The organism is Roseateles sp. P2_H4, assembly GCF_056403315.1.
In genome coordinates, this window is record NZ_JBFUFR010000062.1 from 1 (window position 1) to 17,936 (window position 17,936).

Below are 17,936 nucleotides of genomic sequence, written 5' to 3' on the forward strand. Positions count from 1 at the left end.
CAAGATCGGCTTCAAGGGCGCCATCCTCATCGAGCCCAAGCCGCGCGAGCCGTCCAAGCACCAGTACGACTTCGACACCGCCACCGTCTACGGCTTCCTGGTGCGCTATGGCCTGGAGAAAGAGGTCAAGGTCAACATCGAGGCCAACCACGCCACGCTGTCGGGCCACAGCTTCGAGCATGAGATCGCCACCGCCGGCGCTCTCGGCATCCTCGGCAGCCTGGACATGAACCGCGGCGATCCGCAGCTGGGCTGGGACACCGACCAGTTCCCCAACAACGTGCCCGAGACGGCCATCGCGCTGTACCACGTGCTGCAGGCCGGCGGCCTGGGCTCGGGTGGCCTGAATTTCGACGCCAAGGTGCGCCGCCAGTCCATCGACGCGGCCGACCTCTTCCACGGCCATATCGGCGGCATGGACGTCTGCGCCCAGGCGCTGCTGATCGCCGAGAAGATGATCAACGACGGCCGCCTGAAGGCCGCTGTGGACAGCCGCTACGCCGGCTGGGACACGAGTGCCGGCCAGGACATCCTGCAAGGCCGCCGCACGCTCGCCGACCTGGCCGAGCAGGTGCTCATTGCGAACACGGATGTGGCGCCGGTCTCCGGCCGCCAGGAAGTCTTCGAGAACCTCGTCAACCGCTTCTGCGCTTGACCACGGCCCACCGTTTCACCCCGCCCAACACGCCCCAACCGACAACGCTGCCAATGACGAACCCCCTCGATCGGAAGCCCAGCGGCTGTCGGCTGGGGCGATGTTGATTCCCGTCCTTCATCCCCGCCGAACCAGCCAAGACACAGGCCAAGAGCCCCACGACAACGAGAGGAGACACAGTGAAGACACTTCAACGCACCGCCATTTCCCTGGCCGCCGCACAGGCCGCCCTGCTTTGCAGCGGCATGGCCTTCGCGCAGACCGCACCCGCGCCCGCCGCACCGGCCTCGGCGCCGGAGGTCAAGACCCAGAAGATCGAAACCGTCACCGTCAGCGGCCGCCGTGCGGCCCTGCAGTCAGCGCAGAAGATCAAGCAGGAGTCCGACGAGATCGTCGACTCCATCGTCGCCGACGACATCGGCAAGCTGCCCGACCGCTCGGTCACCGAGGTGCTGCAGCGCATCGTCGGCGTGACCATCGACCGCACCATGGCCAAGGGCGACCCCGAGCACTACTCGGTGGAAGGCAGTAGCGTCAACATCCGCGGCCTGTCCTACGTCCGTTCGGAAGTGAACGGCCGCGACACCTTCTCTGCCAACGGCGGCCGCGCGCTGAACTTCGAGGACGTGCCGCCCGAGCTGATGGCCGGCGTGGACATCTACAAGAACCCGTCCGCGGCACAGACCGAAGGCGCCATCGGCGGCCTGGTCAACCTGCGCACCGCCCTGCCCTTCGACTACGCCGGCTTCAAGGGCGGCATCACCATCAGCGGCAACTACAACCAGCTGCAGGGCAAGTGGAGCCCCGCCGCCTCGGGCCTGGTGTCCAACCGCTGGAACACCGACCTGGGGGAATTCGGCGCCCTCGTGAGCCTGGCGCGCAGCAAGAGCACGACGCGTACCGACCTCTGGCAGGTCGAGCCCTACTACAACGTCGACGGCACGCACTGGGCGCCCAAGGGCGCGCAATGGCGCGACTCCAACTTCGACCGCACCCGCCAGGGCACCTATGGCGCGCTGCAGTGGAAGAAGGACAACGTCAGCAGTTCGCTGACCTACTTCGAGTCCAAGTACCGCATGCACTGGGACGAGAACGCGCTGTTCGCCCAGTCCACGCCGTCCAACCTCATCATCGGCAGCGGCGCCACCTATGGTGCCAACGGCCAGTTGCTCACCGGCACGCTGACCGACCCGACCGATGGCGGCATCAACTTCGGTGCCGACACGCGCTACATGACGCGCGACTCCCGCACCCGTGACCTCGGCTGGAACCTGAAGTGGAAGGCCAGCGACCGCTGGAGCTTCAGCACCGATCTGCAACTGGTGAAGTCCAAGACGAACGCCTTCGATTCCACCGTCGCCACCGGCCTGCAGATGCCCAAGGAGACGCTGGACCTGACCGGCTCGACGCCGCGCGTCGTCTTCGACGCTTCAGACCTCGCCGCGCTGCAGGACAAGGGCAACTACTACTGGGCGTTCACGATGGAGCACATGGACCGCAGCAAGGCCGAGTCCAAGGCCTGGCGTGCGGATGCCAAGTTCAACTTCGATCACCCGGTGCTGCAGGACCTGCAATTCGGCATCCGCCTGACCGACAAGGACGCGACGACCATCAACTCCTCGCCGAGCTACAACTGGTCGGCCATCACCCAGACCTGGCAGCGCGGCTGGGACATCAACCACCTCGCCTACCTCAACGACCCGCGCTTCAACGCGCCGGTCAGCTTGCACCAGTTCAAGAAGTTCTTCGGCGGCCAGAACGTGCCGTCCATCTATGTGCCGGACGTATCGCTGGCCAAGGGCTACCCCGGCAGCTACGCCGACCTGCACAAGTACCACGACATCCTTTGTGCCGAGCAAGCCGCGGCGCAGGGCTGGAGCAGCGGCTGCGCCACCTGGGCGCCGGCCACCTTCGGCACCGACCCCATCGGCACCAACGATCAGCATGAGCGTTCGCAGGCCGGTTACGCCCAGCTGCGTTTCGGCTTCGACGACATGCCCATGCCGGTGGACGGCAATGTCGGTCTGCGTGTCGTGCGCACCGACATGAAGGCCGATGGCTACATGGTCTTCAAGAACAATGCGCCGACGCTGCAGCCGGGTCAGTCGCAGGGCGGCGTCACCGTTCCACCCGTGACGGCCTTCGGCATTCCCATCAACGCAGCACAGACCTACACCAACGTGCTGCCCAGCCTGAACCTGCGCCTGAAGGCCAGCAACGAGTTGCAGTTCCGCGCCGCCCTGGCCAAGGCCGTGGCCCGGCCGGACTTCTCGCAACTGCAAGCCTACACGGCGCTGTCGCTGGATACCACCCAGCACACCGTTCCCGGCCCGACGCCGTCGGATCCGGGCACCGTCGTCATCGACAGCGTCTCGCTGAACGGCAAGGCCAACGGCAACCCGCTGCTCAAGCCAGTGAAATCCAACCAGCTCGACCTGACCGGCGAGTGGTACTTCTCCAAAAGCGGATCGCTGACGGTGGCCCTGTTCGACAAGGAACTGAAGGACGTCATCGTCGGGCAGTCCGCCGTGGCCACCATCCGCGACGGCGCGGGCAACCCGGTGAACTTCACGATCACCTCGCCGGTGAACGGCGCCAAGGGCCACGCCCGCGGCGTGGAGATCGCCTTCCAGCGCTACCTGGACATGCTGCCGGGCTGGTTGTCGGGCTTCGGCGTGCAGGCCAACTACACCTACGTCGACAGCAAGACCAAGCTCTACAACCCGGTCAGCAATGCCTACTGCTCGAGCACCAGCACCGGCGCGGAGAACCTGAACCTGAACATCAACGGCTGCGACACCGACGGCCGCAGCTTCGGCGACCTGCCGCTGGTGAACCTGTCCAAGAACGCCTACAACCTGGCATTGCTCTACGACTGGGGCCCGTTCTCGGCGCGCGTGGCCTACAGCTGGCGCTCCAAGTACCTGCAGGGCGTGAACGTCAATGGCACCAACGGCGGCGATGGCCGCCTGGCCAACGGCACCAGCGTGGCCTGGGCCTTGCCCACCTGGAGCGATTCCTATGGGCAGGTCGATGCCGGCGTCACCTACAAGGTCAGCGACCAGTTCAGCCTCAGCCTGGAAGGGCAGAACCTGAACAACGCGCTGGCCCGGCAGCTGATGCAGCAGCACATCGGCTACATGACGCGGGGTGTGAACTACACCGGCCGCCGCTACTCGGTGCAGGCCAGCTACTCTTTCTGAGTATTGGCAACGGCCCGGCGGCGCAATCGCCGCCGGGCTTTTCCGGAGTTCCGATGAAGACCCCTTCCCTTCTGGCGGCGGCCCTGGCCTGCCTGCTCATCACGCAAACCGCCCTCGCGAGCGAGGCGCCGCGCCTGGTCTCGCACGACGGCCGCCATGCGCTGCTCGTCGACGGCAAGCCCTTCCTGATCCTCGGCGCCCAGGCCCACAACTCCAGCAACTACCCCGGCGCCCTCCAGCCCGTCTGGGATGCGGCCAACGACCTCAAGGCCAACACCGTGCTGATGCCGGTGGCATGGGAGCAGGTGGAGCCTATTGAGGGCAAGTTCGATTTCAGCTTCGTTGACACCCTCGTCAAGGAAGCCCGCCAGCAGAAGAAGAAGCTGGTGATCCTGTGGTTCGCCACCTGGAAGAACACCAGTGCCCAGTACACGCCCGAATGGGTCAAGCTCGACCCCAAGCGCTTCCCGGCCAACCTGGACCGCGAAGGCAAGCCCAACTACAGCCTCAGCCCGTTTGGCGCCGAGACGCTGAAGGCCGACAAGAAGGCATTCGTCGCGTTGATGGGCCACCTGAAGAAGATCGATTCGACCGAGCGCACCGTGCTGATGGTGCAGGTCGAGAACGAGGTGGGCACCTATGGCCTGGTGCGTGATTTCGCGCCCGCCGCGCAGGCCGCCTTCGAGCAGCCAGTGCCGGCCGCCGTGCTGGCCCGTCAGAAGCCCAAGCTCGCTGCGGCATCCACAACCGCAGGCAACTGGCGCGAGGTCTACGGCGACTACGCCGACGAGTACTTCCACGCCTGGGCGATCGCCCGCTACATCGGCGAGATCGCCGCAGCCGGCAAGGCCGTCTACGAGCTGCCGATGTACGTCAACAACGCGCTGCGCAACCCGCTGGAGCAGCCGCCCAAGCCCTGGAACAAGGACTTCGCCAGCGGCGGCCCGACCTGGGACGTCATCGACATCTACAAGGCCGCGGCACCCGCGCTCGACATCGTCAGCCCCGACATCTACAGCGTCGAATCCGATCAGGTGAACGCCAACCTGCGGCTGTTCGGCCGCATCGACAACGCACTGTGGGTGCCCGAGATCGGCACCAAGCCAGGCTACGGCCGCTTCCTCTACGCGATGCTGGGCCGCGGCGCCATCGGCGTGTCGCCGTTCGGCATCGACTACTTCAACTACACCAACTACCCGCTGGGCACGACCGCGACCGACAAGACTCTCGTCGAGCCCTTCGAGCGCGTCTACCGCATGTTCGCGCCCATCCAGCGCCAGTGGGCGCAATGGGCCTTCGACGGCAAGACGCAAGGCATCGGTGAAGCCGACGACCGCAAGCCGCAGCAACTGGACTTCCCCGGCTGGACGGCCAAGCTTAGCTACCGCCTGGGCCGCTTCGGCGAAGCCAGCTGGGGCGGCGAGTTCGCCAAGCCGGCAGCCGGCACCGAAGAGCCCAACGGCGGCGCCGCCATCGCTCAGATCGCACCCGACGAGTTCCTCATCATCGGCCAGCGCGTGCGCGTGCGCATGGAGCCCGCCGCCGGCACCAGCGGCATGATGCTGCGCACCGAGCAGGGCCGCTTCGACGACAAGGGGCGCTGGGTCATGGAGCGGGTCTGGAATGGTGACCAGGTCGACTACGGCCTGAACCTGCCCGCCGAGCCCGTCATGCTCAAGGTCAAGATGGGCCGCGCCAGGTGATCCTGCTTCGTCCGCTGCTGCTGGCCTGCGGCCTCGCGCTGGCCCTGCCCTTGGCTGCTGCCGAGCGGGTGCTGCGCTATGCCGCACCGGCGCCCGACACGGCCAAGGGCTGGGAGCAGCAGGCCTTGCCCATCGGCAACGGCCGCCTGGGCGCCATGCTGTTCGGCCAGGTCGCCCGCGACCGGCTGCAGTTCAACGACATCACGCTGTGGACCGGGGACGCCAAGGCCATGGGTGCCTACCAGCCGTTCGGCGATGTCGTGCTGGAACTCGAGGACGGGCCGGTGAGCGGCTATCGCCGCGAGCTGGATCTCGCGCGGGCAGTGAACCGCCTCAGCTATATCCAGGCTGGGGTCCGCTTCACCCGCGAAGCCATCGCCAGCCACCCGGCCCAGGTCATTGCCTGGCGGCTGACGGCCGACCAGCCCGGCCGCTACAACGGCCGCATCGCGCTGACCGACCGCCACGGCGCCGCGCTGAGTGCCGCTAACCAGACGCTGACCGCCATCGGCAGCCTGCCCAATGGCCTGGCCTATGCGAGCCAGTTGCGCGTGCTCAACGAAGGCGGCAGCGTGGCCGTCGATGGCAACACGCTGGTCCTGCGCGGCTGCAATTCATTGACGCTGATCCTGGCCGCCGGCACCAGCTTTGCGGACGGCCAGCCGCCGCTGCCGCGCGTGCAGGCCCAGGTCGCCGCCGCCAAGCCCTGGCCGCGGCTGCGCGCCGAACACGAGCGCGACGTGGCCACGCTGCTCGGTCGCGTGCGGCTCGACCTCGGCACCAGCCCATCCGAGCGCCGCGCGCTGACGACCGACGCCCGCCTGGCCGCCTACACCCAGGACGGCGGCGACCCCGAGCTGGAGGCGCTCTATTTCCAGTTCGGCCGCTATCTGCTGGTCTCCAGCTCGCGTGACTCGTTGCCCGCCAATCTGCAGGGCCTGTGGAACGACAGCCTGACGCCGCCGTGGAATGCGGACTACCACTCCAACATCAACCTGCAGATGAACTACTGGCCGGCCGAGCCGACCAACCTGGCCGAGGCCGCGCGGCCGCTGCACCGCTTCGTGCAGCGACTCATTCCCGAGTGGCGCCGTCCCGTCGCCGATCGTGCAGCACTCGCGCTCAAAGACGCCAATGCCCTGCCGGCCGAGACGCCACCGTGGGACAAATCGGTGCAGCCGCCCATCGAGACATTTCTCACCGCCGCCGGCAAGCCCGTGCGTGGCTGGACGCTGCGCACCGAGACCAACCCCTTCGGTGCCCAGGGCTACCTCTGGAACATGACGGGCAACGCCTGGTATGCCCGCCACTTCTGGGAACACTACGCCTTCACGCAGGACAAGGCCTTCCTGCGCGACATCGCCTGGCCGGTGCTGAAGGAGGTCGGTGAGTTCTGGGAAGACCGGCTCAGGGAAACGGCCGACGGCAAGCTCGTCGCGCCCAATGGCTGGTCGCCCGAACACGGCCCCATCCAGGACGGCGTGGCCTACGACCAGCAAATCCTGTGGGACCTGTTCGACAACATCGCCGCAGCAGCGAAAGTGCTCGGCGACAACACCGCCAGCCAGCATGCAGCTGACACGCGCGACCGCCTCGCCGGCCCACGCGTCGGCAGCTGGGGCCAGTTGCTGGAGTGGCAGGACGAGCTGAAGGACCCGCTGCTGGACACGCCCAAGGACACCCACCGCCACGTTTCCCATCTGTTTGCCCTCTTCCCCGGCCGGCAGATCTCGCCGGCCCGCACGCCCGAGCTCGCCGCCGCCGCGCGCAAGACGCTGGAAGCGCGCGGCGACGTCAGCACCGGCTGGTCCATGGCCTGGAAGATGGCCTATTGGGCGCGGCTGCGCGATGGCGACCATGCCCACAGCCTGTTGCGCGGCCTGCTGGCCCAGCCCGGCGCCAAGGCCGCCCGGGCCGGTGCCGAGGTTCATCAGGGCGGCACCTACCCCAACCTCTTCGACACCCACCCGCCCTTCCAGATCGACGGCAATTTCGGYGCGACCGCGGCCATGGCCGAGATGCTGGTGCAATCGCAGGACGGCGTGATCGACCTGCTGCCCGCTTTGCCTGCCGCCTGGCCCGAGGGCTCGGTCAAGGGCTTGCGCGCACGCGGCGGCTTCGAGGTCGACATCGCCTGGGCCCGCGGCCGCGTCACGAGCGCCTCCGTGCGCTCGGTGGCCGGCGCTGGCGGTGGCCGCGTTCGCGTGGGCGAACGCGTCGTCGACCTTCAACTCAAGCCCGGCCAGACGCGCAAGCTGAACGCCCAGGACTTCCTCTGACATGAACCGTCTTCTGCTGCTCGCACTCACTGCCCTGCTGCCACTGACAGCGCAGTCACTCGACCTCGACATCGGCCGCCCCGCCAAGGGCTGGTCCGTCGCCGTCACCGATTTCGAAGGCGAGGCCAAGCTCGACACCGATCGTGTGACCGTGCCCAAGCCCGCCAACCCGCGCGTGCCCGACAGCCATGTCGCGGCACGCCGCGGTGACGACGGCGCGCTGACGCTGCAGTTCAGCAACTCCTGGATCGCGCAGTTGCGCTGGCAGGACGGCGCACCGCTGAACCTCAACCCCTACCTGGCCGCCGGCACCGTCGAGTTCGACCTCAACGTCATCGACCTCGCCCATGGCGGCATGAAGTTCAAGCTCGGCTGCGGCAAGGACTGCGAGCGCAAGATCCCCTTCCTGTTCGCCGGCCGTGAGCTGATCGGCAAAGGCAGGCAACACCTGTCCTTCGCGCTGAAATGCTTCGCGCGCGAGGGCGATGACTTCTCCGCCGTCAACGTGCCCTTCACGCTGGAAGGCACTGGCAGTGGTGAAGTGCAGATCAGCAAGCTGCGCATCCACAAGACGGGCAAGGCGACGACCGCCTGCCCCGACTACCGCACGCAATCGGTGACGCCCGAACGCCTGCAGGAATCCTGGGCGGTGGACTGGTGGCTGCCGCGCCACGAAGCCAAGCTGGCCGAGATCAAGGCACACCGCGACGCCGGCCGGCGTGTGGCCCTCGTCTTCCTGGGCGACTCCATCACCCAGGGCTGGGAGAACGAAGGCAAGGCCGCCTGGGCCCAGAACTTCGCCAAGTACAACGCCGTCGCGCTGGGCTTTGGTGGCGACCGCACCGAGAACCTGCTGTGGCGCCTGCAGCATGGCGAGCTGGACGGCATGGCGCCCAAGGCCGTCGTCATGATGATCGGCACCAACAACACCGGCGACCGGCTCGAAGACCCGGCGTTCACCGTCGCCGGCATCAAGCGCAACCTCGACGAGATCCGCAAGCGCCAGCCGCAGGCCAGGGTGCTGCTGCTGGCCCTCTTCCCGCGCGGCGAAAAGCCCGACGACCTGATGCGCCGGCATAACGCCAGGATCAACGCGATGCTGCCCACGCTTGCCGACGGCCGCCAGGTCGTCTTCCTCGACATCGGGAAGCAGCTCACCAACCCGGACGGCACGCTGTCCAAGGACATCCTGCCGGACTGGCTGCATCTCAGTCCCCAAGGCTACGAAATCTGGGCCCGCAGCCTGGACACCACTTTGACTCCCATGCTGGCGCCCTGACGGCAACAGCCTTCTCATGACTTCCTCCCTGACCTACTCCAGCCCCTTCCCCGCCGACTTCCTCTTCGGCGTTGCCGCCGCGGCCCCGCAGATCGAGGGCGCCGCCTTCACCGACGGCAAGGGCGAATCCATCTGGGACCGCTTCAGCCGCGAACCCGGCAAGGTGCATGACGGCGACACCCTCGACGTCGCCTGCGACCACTACAACCGCTTCGACGAGGACTTCGCACTGATGGCCTCGCTGGGGCTGAAGTACTACCGCCTGTCCCTGGCCTGGCCGCGCATCTACCCGAATGGCGACGGCGAGCTCAATCAAGCCGGGCTGGATTTCTATCACCGCCTCTTCGCCAGCATGAAGAAGCACGGCATCACGCCCTGGGTCACCCTCTTCCACTGGGACCTGCCGCAAGCGCTGGAGGACCGCGGTGGCTGGACCTCGCGCGTGACGGTGGACGCCTTCGGCCGCTATGCCGACACCGTCGTCAAGGCCTTCGGCGGCGTCGTCAAGCACTGGATCACGATGAACGAGATCCGCTGCTTCACCGAACTGGCCTATCGCTGGGGTACCAAGGCCCCGGGCCGCCAGGAGAGCGCGGCCGTCGTCAACCAGACCTTCCATCACGCCCTGCTCTGCCACGGCCACGGCGTGCGCGCGGTGCGCGAATTCGGCGGTACCGGTGCGCAGGTCGGCTTGACCGACAACCTCGACGTCTGCATTCCCGTCACCGAGACGCCCGCCGACATCGCCGCCGCCAAGGCCTGGTTCCTGGAGAAGAACGCCCATGTGCTGGGCGCCATGCATGCCGGCCACTACCCAGCCGACTATCTCGAACGCGTCGGTCCCGATGCGCCGGATGTGCGCCCCGGTGACTTCGACCTCATCAGCCTGCCCACCGACCACCTGGGCCTGAACATCTACACCGGCACCTATGTGCGCGCCGGCAGGAACGGCGCGGCTTTCGAGGCCCTGCCCAACCCCGTCAACTACCCGCGCGCCGACAGCCCCTGGCTGCGCCTCGTGCCCCAGTCCATCTACTGGGCCACGCGCTTGGCCCACGAGTGCTATGGCCACAAGTCCCTCTACATCACCGAGAACGGCTGCGGCTACAACGACGAGCCGGTCGTGAACGGCGAGGTGCTGGACCTGCACCGCCGCGACTTCCTGCGCAACCACCTGCGCGAAGCCCACCGCGCCATTGGCGACGGCGTGCCGCTGCACGGCTACTTCCTGTGGAGCTTCATCGACAACTACGAGTGGGAAGACGGCTACCAGCGCCGCTTCGGCATCGTGCACTGCGACTACGAGACGCAGGTGCGCACGCCCAAGCTGTCCGCGCGCTACTACGCCGACGTCATCCGTGAACGCCGAATCCTCTGAAATGAAGGAGGTCCTATATTCCCTCGCGCCGCAGCGGGCTTCCGTCCGCCATGCAGCCTACCGAGGACCTTGCAGATGACATCCTTTCGCCCCCTGCGCCGCCGTCAACTCTTCGCCGCCGCCGCACTGCCGGCATTGACCACTGCTTCGCTGGCCGCCACGCCGCAGCGCGGTATCGCAGCCGCGATGACAGCGCTGACATATGACAGCCCCTTCCCCGCCGACTTCGTCTTCGGCGTCGCCGCGGCCTCCGCGCAGCTTGAGGGCGCGGCCTTCGAGGACGGCAAGGGCGAATCCGTCTGGGACCGCTTCAGCCGCATGCCCGGCAAGGTCCACAACGGCGACACACCGGACGTGGCCTGCGACCACTACCACCGCTTCGACGAGGACTTCGCCTTGATGGCCTCGCTCGGCTACAAGACCTACCGGCTGTCGATCGCCTGGCCGCGCATCTACCCGAACGGCGACGGCGCGGTCAATCAGAAGGGGCTGGACTTCTACCACCGCCTCTTCGCCAGCATGAAGAAGCACGGCATCGAGCCGTGGGTGACGCTGTTCCACTGGGACCTGCCACAGGCATTGGAAGACCGCGGCGGCTGGACCTCGCGCGTCACGGTCGATGCCTTCGCCCAATATGCCGACACCGTCGTCAAGGCCTTCGCCAAGGACGTGAAGCACTGGATCACGCTCAACGAGATCGTCTGCTTCACGCTGCTGGGCTACGGCACGGGCGGCAAGGCGCCAGGCCGCAAGGAAAGTGCCAAGGTCGTCAACCAGACCTACCACCACGCACTGCTCTGCCACGGCCACGGCGTGCGCGCGGTGCGCAAGTTCGGCGGCGCGGGCGCGGTGGTGGGGCTGACCGACAACTGCAGCGTGTCGGTGCCCGTCACGGAAACACCGGCCGACATCGCCGCCGCCAAGGCCTGGTTCGTCGACCGCAACGCCCAGGTGCTGGGCGCCATCCATGCCGGCAAGTACACGCCGAACTTTTTGGCGCGCGTCGGCGCCGACGCGCCCGACGTCCAGCCCGGCGACTTCGACCTCATCAGCCTGCCGACAGACTTCCTCGGCCTGAACATCTACTCCGGCACCTTCGTGCGCGCCGGCAGGAACGGCGCCGCCTACGAGGCCCTGCCCCACCCGGTCAACTACCCGCGCGCCGACAGCCCCTGGCTGCGCCTGGTACCGCAGTCCATCTACTGGGGCACGCGCTTCTGCCACGAGCTCTACGGCCACCACGCGCTCTACATCACCGAGAACGGCTGCGGCTACGACGACGAGCCCGTCGTCAACGGCGAGGTGCTGGACCTGCACCGCCGCGACTACCTGCGCAGCCACCTGCGCGAGGCCCACCGCGCCATCGCCGCCGGTGTGCCGCTGAAGGGCTACTTCCTGTGGTCCTTCATCGACAACTACGAGTGGGAAGACGGCTACCAGCGCCGCTTCGGCATCGTCCACTGCGACTTCAAGACGCAGGTGCGCACGCCCAAGCTGTCGGCCCGTTATTACTCCGACGTCATCAAGACCAGAAAGATCCTGTGAACGCCAGCACTCTCCATCTGGCACAGGTCGTGCCGCCCGCGGCCGACCGCCTGCCCATGCGCCAGAAGGTCGGCTTTGGCCTCGGCGCCTTCCTCGACATGTGGGGCCACTGGCTCTACCCGTCGCTGGCCTTCCAGGTCTTCAACATCTTCCTCGGCGTCGCACCCGGCCTGATCTCCACGGTGCAGATGGTCAAGATCTTCATCGACGCGGGGTCGGACGCGGTCTTCGGCTGGATCTCGGACAACACGCGCACGCGCTACGGCCGCCGGCGGCCTTTCATCCTCGTTGGCGGTGTGCTCGCCGGCATCGGCCTGCCGCTGATGTTCGCAGTGGGCCGGGGCTGGACGGACACGCAGTACTTCATCTTCATGCTGGTCAGCATGGTGATCTACGTACCCATCATGAGCTGCTTCAACATGCCCTGGGTGAGCCTGGGCTCGGAGATGACGCCGGACTATCACGAGCGCACCACCGTGATGGCCATCCGCAACGCCATCCAGAAGCTGCCGGAGCTGTCGATGTTCTTCGCGGCGCAGTTCACGACGCTGTCGATCTTCAACGGTGCCGACGGCAAGCCCGACATCCTGCGCGGCGCGCAGACCTATTGCGCCATCCTGGGCGCCATCATGGTGGCGGTGTCCATCGCCATCTTTCTGCTGGTGCGCGAGCGCTACTACGAGAAGCTGGTGTCGCGCACGCAGACGCACATTCCGTTTGCCGACACGCTGTGGCGCACGCTGCGCTGCAAGCCCTTCCGGCATGTGCTGCTGATGGCCCTGGCCTACGGAATCGGCACGGCGATGGTGGGCGCGCTGGGCTACTACGCGACGATCTACTACGTCTGCCAGGGCGATGTCGTGCAGGGGGCGAAGTGGAACACCGCCATGGGCCTGGCCGGCATGGCCTTCGGTTTCGCGGGCATTCCGTTCTTCACGTGGATCGCGCGCCAGCACGGCAAGCGCGCGGGCCTGGCCTCAGTGCTGGCACTGGCGATCTGCGCCTTCGTCGGCGACTGGTGGCTGTACGACCCCACGCGGCCGTATCTGCAACTGTTCGCCTGCGGCTTTGTCGCCTTTACCGGCGCGGGCTTCTGGACGCTGTACGGGGCCACCATCGGCGACGTGGTGGACTACGACGAGTCCCAGACCGGCCAGCGCCGCGAGGGCTCGTTCTCGGCCTGCCAGTCCTGGATCACCAAGGTCGGCATCGCGCTGGGCGTGGGCGCCTCGGGCTGGATCCTGCAGTTCACCGGCTTCGATGCCAAGCAGAGCATCCAGACGCCGGAAGCCATCTTCTGGATCCGCATCCTGCTGTCGGGCATTCCCGTCATCGGCCTGGTGCTGGCGCTGATCGCCATCCTCCGCTTTCCGCTGACAGAGGCGCGGATGCTGCAGATCCGCGGGCAGCTCGAATCGACGCGGGGCACGGTATGAGCATGTCGCGCCGCGTGGCGGTGCAAGCCGCACTCGCCGGCGCTGCAGTGAGCCCCGCGCTGGCCGCGCCGCGCTCCGCGGCCGGCATCGAAGGCCAGCGCAAGGCCGACCTGGGCAACGGCACCTATCTGAACCCCATCGTGGCGGGCGACCACGCCGACCCCACCATCCTGAAGGACGGTGCCGACTACTACATGACGTTCTCGTCCTTCCAGTCCTACCCGGGCGCCGTCATCTGGCATTCGCAGGACCTGGTGAACTGGACGCCCGTCACCGCCGCGCTGACACAGCCCATCGGCACCGTCTGGGCGATGGACCTGATCAAGCACGCGGGCCGCTTCTATCTCTACATCCCGGTGCTGAACGACGCCGGCACGGGCATCTACGTCATCCACGCCGACGACATCCGCGGGCCGTGGAGCGCGCCCATCGACCTGAAGATCCCCGGCTGCATCGACCCCGGCCATGTCGTCGGCGAAGACGGCCGGCGCTACCTCTTCGTCAACGGCGGCCGCCGCGTGCGGCTGAAGGATGACGGCCTCGCGACCGACGGTGCGCTGGAAGAGAAAGCCTGGACGCCCTGGCAATACCCCAAGGACTGGGTCGTCGAGATGTTCGCGCCCGAGGGCCCGAAGCTGTTCAAGCGAGGCGAGTGGTTCTACCTGATCTCCGCCGTTGGCGGCACCGCCGGGCCACCGACAAGCCACATGGTGACCGTCGCCCGCTCGCGCTCGGTGCACGGGCCTTGGGAGGACGCGCCAAGCAATCCCATCGTGCGCACGCGAAGCGCCAGCGAGCCCTGGTGGTCACGCGGCCATGCCAGCGTCGTCGAAGGGCCGGCGGGCGATTGGTGGATGGTCTATCACGGCTACGAGAACGGTTTTCGCACGCTGGGCCGGCAGGCCCTGCTGGAGCCCATCGAGTGGACGAAGGACGGCTGGTTCCGCGCCAAGGGCGGCACGCTGGACCGCCCGCTGCCCAAGCCGCGCGGTGGCAAGCCCAGCCAGGCCGGCTTTGCGCTGTCCGACGACTTTTCCCGCGGCAAGCTCGGCCTGCAATGGGCTTTCCACGCGCCCGGGCCGGACGAGGCCAAGCGCCTGCGCTTCGAGGACAAGGCGCTCATCATCCGCGGCAAGGGCAAGTCGCTGCCCGACTCGTCACCGCTGACCTGCGCCACGGGCGACCGCAGCTACGAGATCACGGTCGAGCTGGAGATCAGCGGAAACGACCCCAATAGCCACGGTGGCCTGGCGCTGTTCTACGAGGAACGCGGCCACGTCGGCATCGGCTTCAGCACGACGCAGATGCTGACCTATGGCTACGGCCAGGAGCACTCTTGGATGCGCGAAAACATGGCCACACGCCGTGTGCACATCCGCCTCGTCAACCGCGAGAACGTCGTCACCTGGCACTACTCGCACGACGGCGGCACCACCTGGAAACAGCATTCCTGGCAGATGGAGGTCTCCGGCCTGCATCACAACGTCTTTGGCGGCTTCGTCAGCCTGCGCCCTGCGCTGTTCAGCGCCGGGCCAGGCGAGATGCGCGCCCGCAACTTTGTCTACAGAGGACTTCCTGCATGACTTCCACCCGCCGCCGCCAACTGCTCGCCGCCGCAGCTTCCCTCCCGCTCGTTCGCACCGCCATGGCCGCCGAGCAACCCCGCCGCATCGTGCTCGACGTGGCCCAGGCCAAACAGCCGCTGGACCGCTTCTTCGACCACTGCGTCGGTGCCGACTATCCCGGCACCACCTACCGCCCGGATGCGCTCGCGCAACTGAAGACGGCCGTGGACGAACTGGGCTTTCGCTACCTGCGCTTCCACGCCATCTTCCACGACGTCTTCAAGACGGTCACGCGGGATGCCGCCGGCCAGCTGGTGTTCGATTTCACCGGCATCGACAAGCTCTACGACGCGATGCTGGCCCGCCGCATCAAGCCCTTCGTCGAGCTGGGCTTCACGCCACTGGCGCTGAAGACCTCGGACAACAAGATCTTCTACTGGGAAGGCAACACCTCCCACCCCGAAGCTACCGGCTGGGTCGCACTGATCGAGGCCTTCACCCGCCACATCCTGCAGCGCTACGGCGCAGTCGAGGTGCGCAGCTGGTACTTTGAGGTCTGGAACGAGCCCAATCTGGATGGCTTCTGGGAGAAGGCCGACAGACAAGCCTACTTCGACCTCTACACCCGCACCGCCAGGACGATGAAGGCGATCGACGCGCAACTGCGCGTTGGCGGCCCGTCGACGGCCGGTGCGGCCTGGGTGCCGGAGTTCCTGGCGCATGCCAAGGCGACGAACACGCCGGTGGACTTCATCACGACCCACACTTACGGCGTGGACGAGGGCTTCCTCGACGAGTTCGGCAAGGAAGACCGCAAGCTGTCCAGGTCGCCCGACGCCATCGTGGGCGACGTGCGCCGCGTGCGCAAGGAGATCGAGGCCTCGCACCTGCCCGGCCTGCCGCTGTTCTTCACCGAGTGGAGCACCAGCTACAACCCGCGCGACCTGGTCCACGACTCCTACATGAGCGCACCCTACGTGCTCACCAAGTTGAAAGCTTCGCAAGGCCTGGCCCAGCACATGAGCTACTGGGTCTACAGCGACCTCTTCGAAGAGCCCGGCCCGCCGGACGCCCCTTTCCACGGCGGCTTCGGCCTGATGACGCGCGAAGGCATCCGCAAGCCTGCGTGGTTTGCGTACAAGTACCTCGCCGCGCTGAAGGGCAAGGAGGTGCCGACAAGCGATGCTTCTGCTTGGGCAAGCGTTGACGGCGACCTTTTGCAGGCCATCGTCTGGGACTGGCGCCAGCCCGACCAGACCGCCAGCAACCGCAGCTTCTTCGGCAAGCCGCAGCCGGCCAGGGAGGCGGGCACCGCCACCGTCGAGTTGCGTCATTTGCAGCCCGGCCGCTACACACTGACGCAGCGCCGCACCGGCTACGAGATCAACGACGCGCACACCGCCTACCTGAAGATGGGCTCGCCCAAGAACCTTGATGCGAAGCAACTGGCCCAGCTGCAGGCGCTGACGACCGACAAGCCCGAAGTGCAGCGTGAGCTGGTGGTCGGCGCAACCGGCGCGGCCAGCGTGAACCTGAAACTGCGCAGTCACGACGTCGTGCTGCTCAGCCTGCAGAAGGTGGGCGCTTGAAGCGGCGTCACGCAGTCATCGCGCTGCTGCCCCTGGCCGGCTGCGGCGGCGGCGGCGCGGAAGCCGCGGCGACGCTGGCTCCGACACCTGCCCCCGCACCGGCTCCGGCTCCGGCTCCGGCTCCGGCTCCGGCCCCAGCTCCCGCACCCAGCGGCATGCGCGACCTGACCAGTCTGCAGCTCTCCAAGCTGATGGGCTCGGGCTGGAACCTTGGCAACTCGCTGGAAGCCATTGGCGGCGAGACCGCCTGGGGCAACCCGGCGACGACGCAGGCCTTCATGACCGCGGTCAAGGCCGCCGGCTTCAAGACCGTGCGCATCCCCGTGTCCTGGAAGCAGTACGCCGACGCCAGCGACGTCATCAGCGCGACCTGGATGGCGCGCGTGACCCAGGTGGTCGACTACGCGATGACGGCCGGCCTGTTCGCCCTCATCAACATCCACTGGGACGGCGGCTGGATGCAGCCCACCTTTGCGCGTCAGGCCGAGGCCAATGCGCGCATCACCAAGTTCTGGACCCAGATCGCCAACAACTTCAAGGGCTACGACGACACGCTGCTGTTCGCCGGCACCAACGAGGTCATGGTGGACGGCGACTACGGCACACCCAAGGCCGAGTACGTCACGGTGCAGAACGGCTTCAACCAGCAGTTCGTCAATGCCGTGCGCGCCACCGGCGGCAACAACGCCCTGCGCCACCTCGTCGTGCAGGGCTTCAACACCAATATCGACCACACGGTGAACTTCGCCGTCATGCCCACCGACACCACCGGCAACCGGCTGATGATGGAAGTGCATTACTACGACCCCTACAACTTCACGCTCAACGACAAGAGCACGATCTGGCAATGGGGCGCCGGCGCGACCGACCCCAAGGCGACCGAAACCTGGGCCAACGAGGCCTACGCGGACGCCCAGTTCCAGAAGATGAAGCTCGCCTACGTGGACAAGGGCATCCCGGTCATCCTGGGCGAGTTCGGCGCCATCCGCCGCACCGAGTACCCCGGTGCCGAGGCCTACCGCCTCGCCTGGGACAGGGCAATCGCCCGCTCCGCCTGGGCGCATGGCGTCGTGCCCGTCTACTGGGACGCCGGCGCGGCCACCGAGAACCACAGCATGGGCCTGTTCAACCGCACGAGCGGCGCGCAGGTCTACCCGGAGATCATCAGCGCCCTCGTCGATGCCGCCAAATGACTCGCGCGCTGGCGTAACGACTGCATACCGCTGATTTGCAGGCATCGGCGGAGCTCAAAGCAGTTCGACTATCCTGTTAGGGAGCGCCTCGCAGCCCGGCGCGCAGGGAGC

At 67.1% G+C, this 17,936-nt stretch carries 11 protein-coding genes; all 11 read left to right on the forward strand.

Translation table 11 applies throughout. The features are described from left to right. A partial coding sequence (locus tag AC1DW3_RS28735) for an apurinic/apyrimidinic endonuclease family protein (protein WP_477937350.1) occupies nucleotides 1–655 on the forward strand: 655 nt, incomplete at its 5' end. A 179-nt stretch (nucleotides 656–834) separates the two neighbouring features. Further along, entirely contained in the window at nucleotides 835–3,858 is a 3,024-nt protein-coding gene (locus tag AC1DW3_RS28740; protein WP_477937352.1) for a TonB-dependent receptor, read from the forward strand. A gap of 53 nt (nucleotides 3,859–3,911) precedes the next feature. Continuing rightward, nucleotides 3,912–5,561 (forward strand): DUF5597 domain-containing protein, encoded by a 1,650-nt coding sequence (locus AC1DW3_RS28745; protein WP_477937354.1) that lies wholly within the window; start codon nucleotides 3,912–3,914, stop codon nucleotides 5,559–5,561. Continuing rightward, nucleotides 5,558–7,840, forward strand: coding sequence for a glycosyl hydrolase family 95 catalytic domain-containing protein (locus AC1DW3_RS28750; RefSeq protein WP_477937356.1), 2,283 nt, complete (start codon nucleotides 5,558–5,560; stop codon nucleotides 7,838–7,840). The genes AC1DW3_RS28745 and AC1DW3_RS28750 overlap by 4 nt, the downstream gene beginning before the upstream one ends. A gap of 1 nt (nucleotide 7,841) precedes the next feature. Further along, nucleotides 7,842–9,119 (forward strand): GDSL-type esterase/lipase family protein, encoded by a 1,278-nt coding sequence (locus AC1DW3_RS28755; RefSeq protein ID WP_477937358.1) that lies wholly within the window; start codon nucleotides 7,842–7,844, stop codon nucleotides 9,117–9,119. A 16-nt stretch (nucleotides 9,120–9,135) separates the two neighbouring features. Further along, a complete protein-coding gene (locus AC1DW3_RS28760; protein WP_477937360.1) occupies nucleotides 9,136–10,497 on the forward strand; it encodes a GH1 family beta-glucosidase in 1,362 nt (453 codons plus the stop codon). A gap of 75 nt (nucleotides 10,498–10,572) precedes the next feature. Further along, nucleotides 10,573–12,042: a GH1 family beta-glucosidase gene (locus AC1DW3_RS28765; protein WP_477937362.1), complete on the forward strand. Its 1,470-nt coding sequence runs from the start codon at nucleotides 10,573–10,575 to the stop codon at nucleotides 12,040–12,042. After that, nucleotides 12,039–13,478: an MFS transporter gene (locus tag AC1DW3_RS28770; RefSeq protein WP_477937364.1), complete on the forward strand. Its 1,440-nt coding sequence runs from the start codon at nucleotides 12,039–12,041 to the stop codon at nucleotides 13,476–13,478. The genes AC1DW3_RS28765 and AC1DW3_RS28770 overlap by 4 nt, the downstream gene beginning before the upstream one ends. Continuing rightward, nucleotides 13,475–15,061 carry a family 43 glycosylhydrolase gene (locus AC1DW3_RS28775; protein ID WP_477937366.1) on the forward strand — a complete coding sequence of 529 codons (1,587 nt, stop codon included), beginning with the start codon at nucleotides 13,475–13,477 and terminating at the stop codon, nucleotides 15,059–15,061. The genes AC1DW3_RS28770 and AC1DW3_RS28775 overlap by 4 nt, the downstream gene beginning before the upstream one ends. After that, on the forward strand, nucleotides 15,058–16,632 hold the full coding sequence (locus AC1DW3_RS28780) for a GH39 family glycosyl hydrolase (protein WP_477937368.1): 1,575 nt from the start codon (nucleotides 15,058–15,060) through the stop codon (nucleotides 16,630–16,632). The genes AC1DW3_RS28775 and AC1DW3_RS28780 overlap by 4 nt, the downstream gene beginning before the upstream one ends. Further along, nucleotides 16,629–17,825 carry a glycoside hydrolase family 5 protein gene (locus AC1DW3_RS28785; RefSeq protein WP_477937370.1) on the forward strand — a complete coding sequence of 399 codons (1,197 nt, stop codon included), beginning with the start codon at nucleotides 16,629–16,631 and terminating at the stop codon, nucleotides 17,823–17,825. The genes AC1DW3_RS28780 and AC1DW3_RS28785 overlap by 4 nt, the downstream gene beginning before the upstream one ends. The last annotated feature ends 111 nt before the right edge of the window (nucleotides 17,826–17,936 follow it).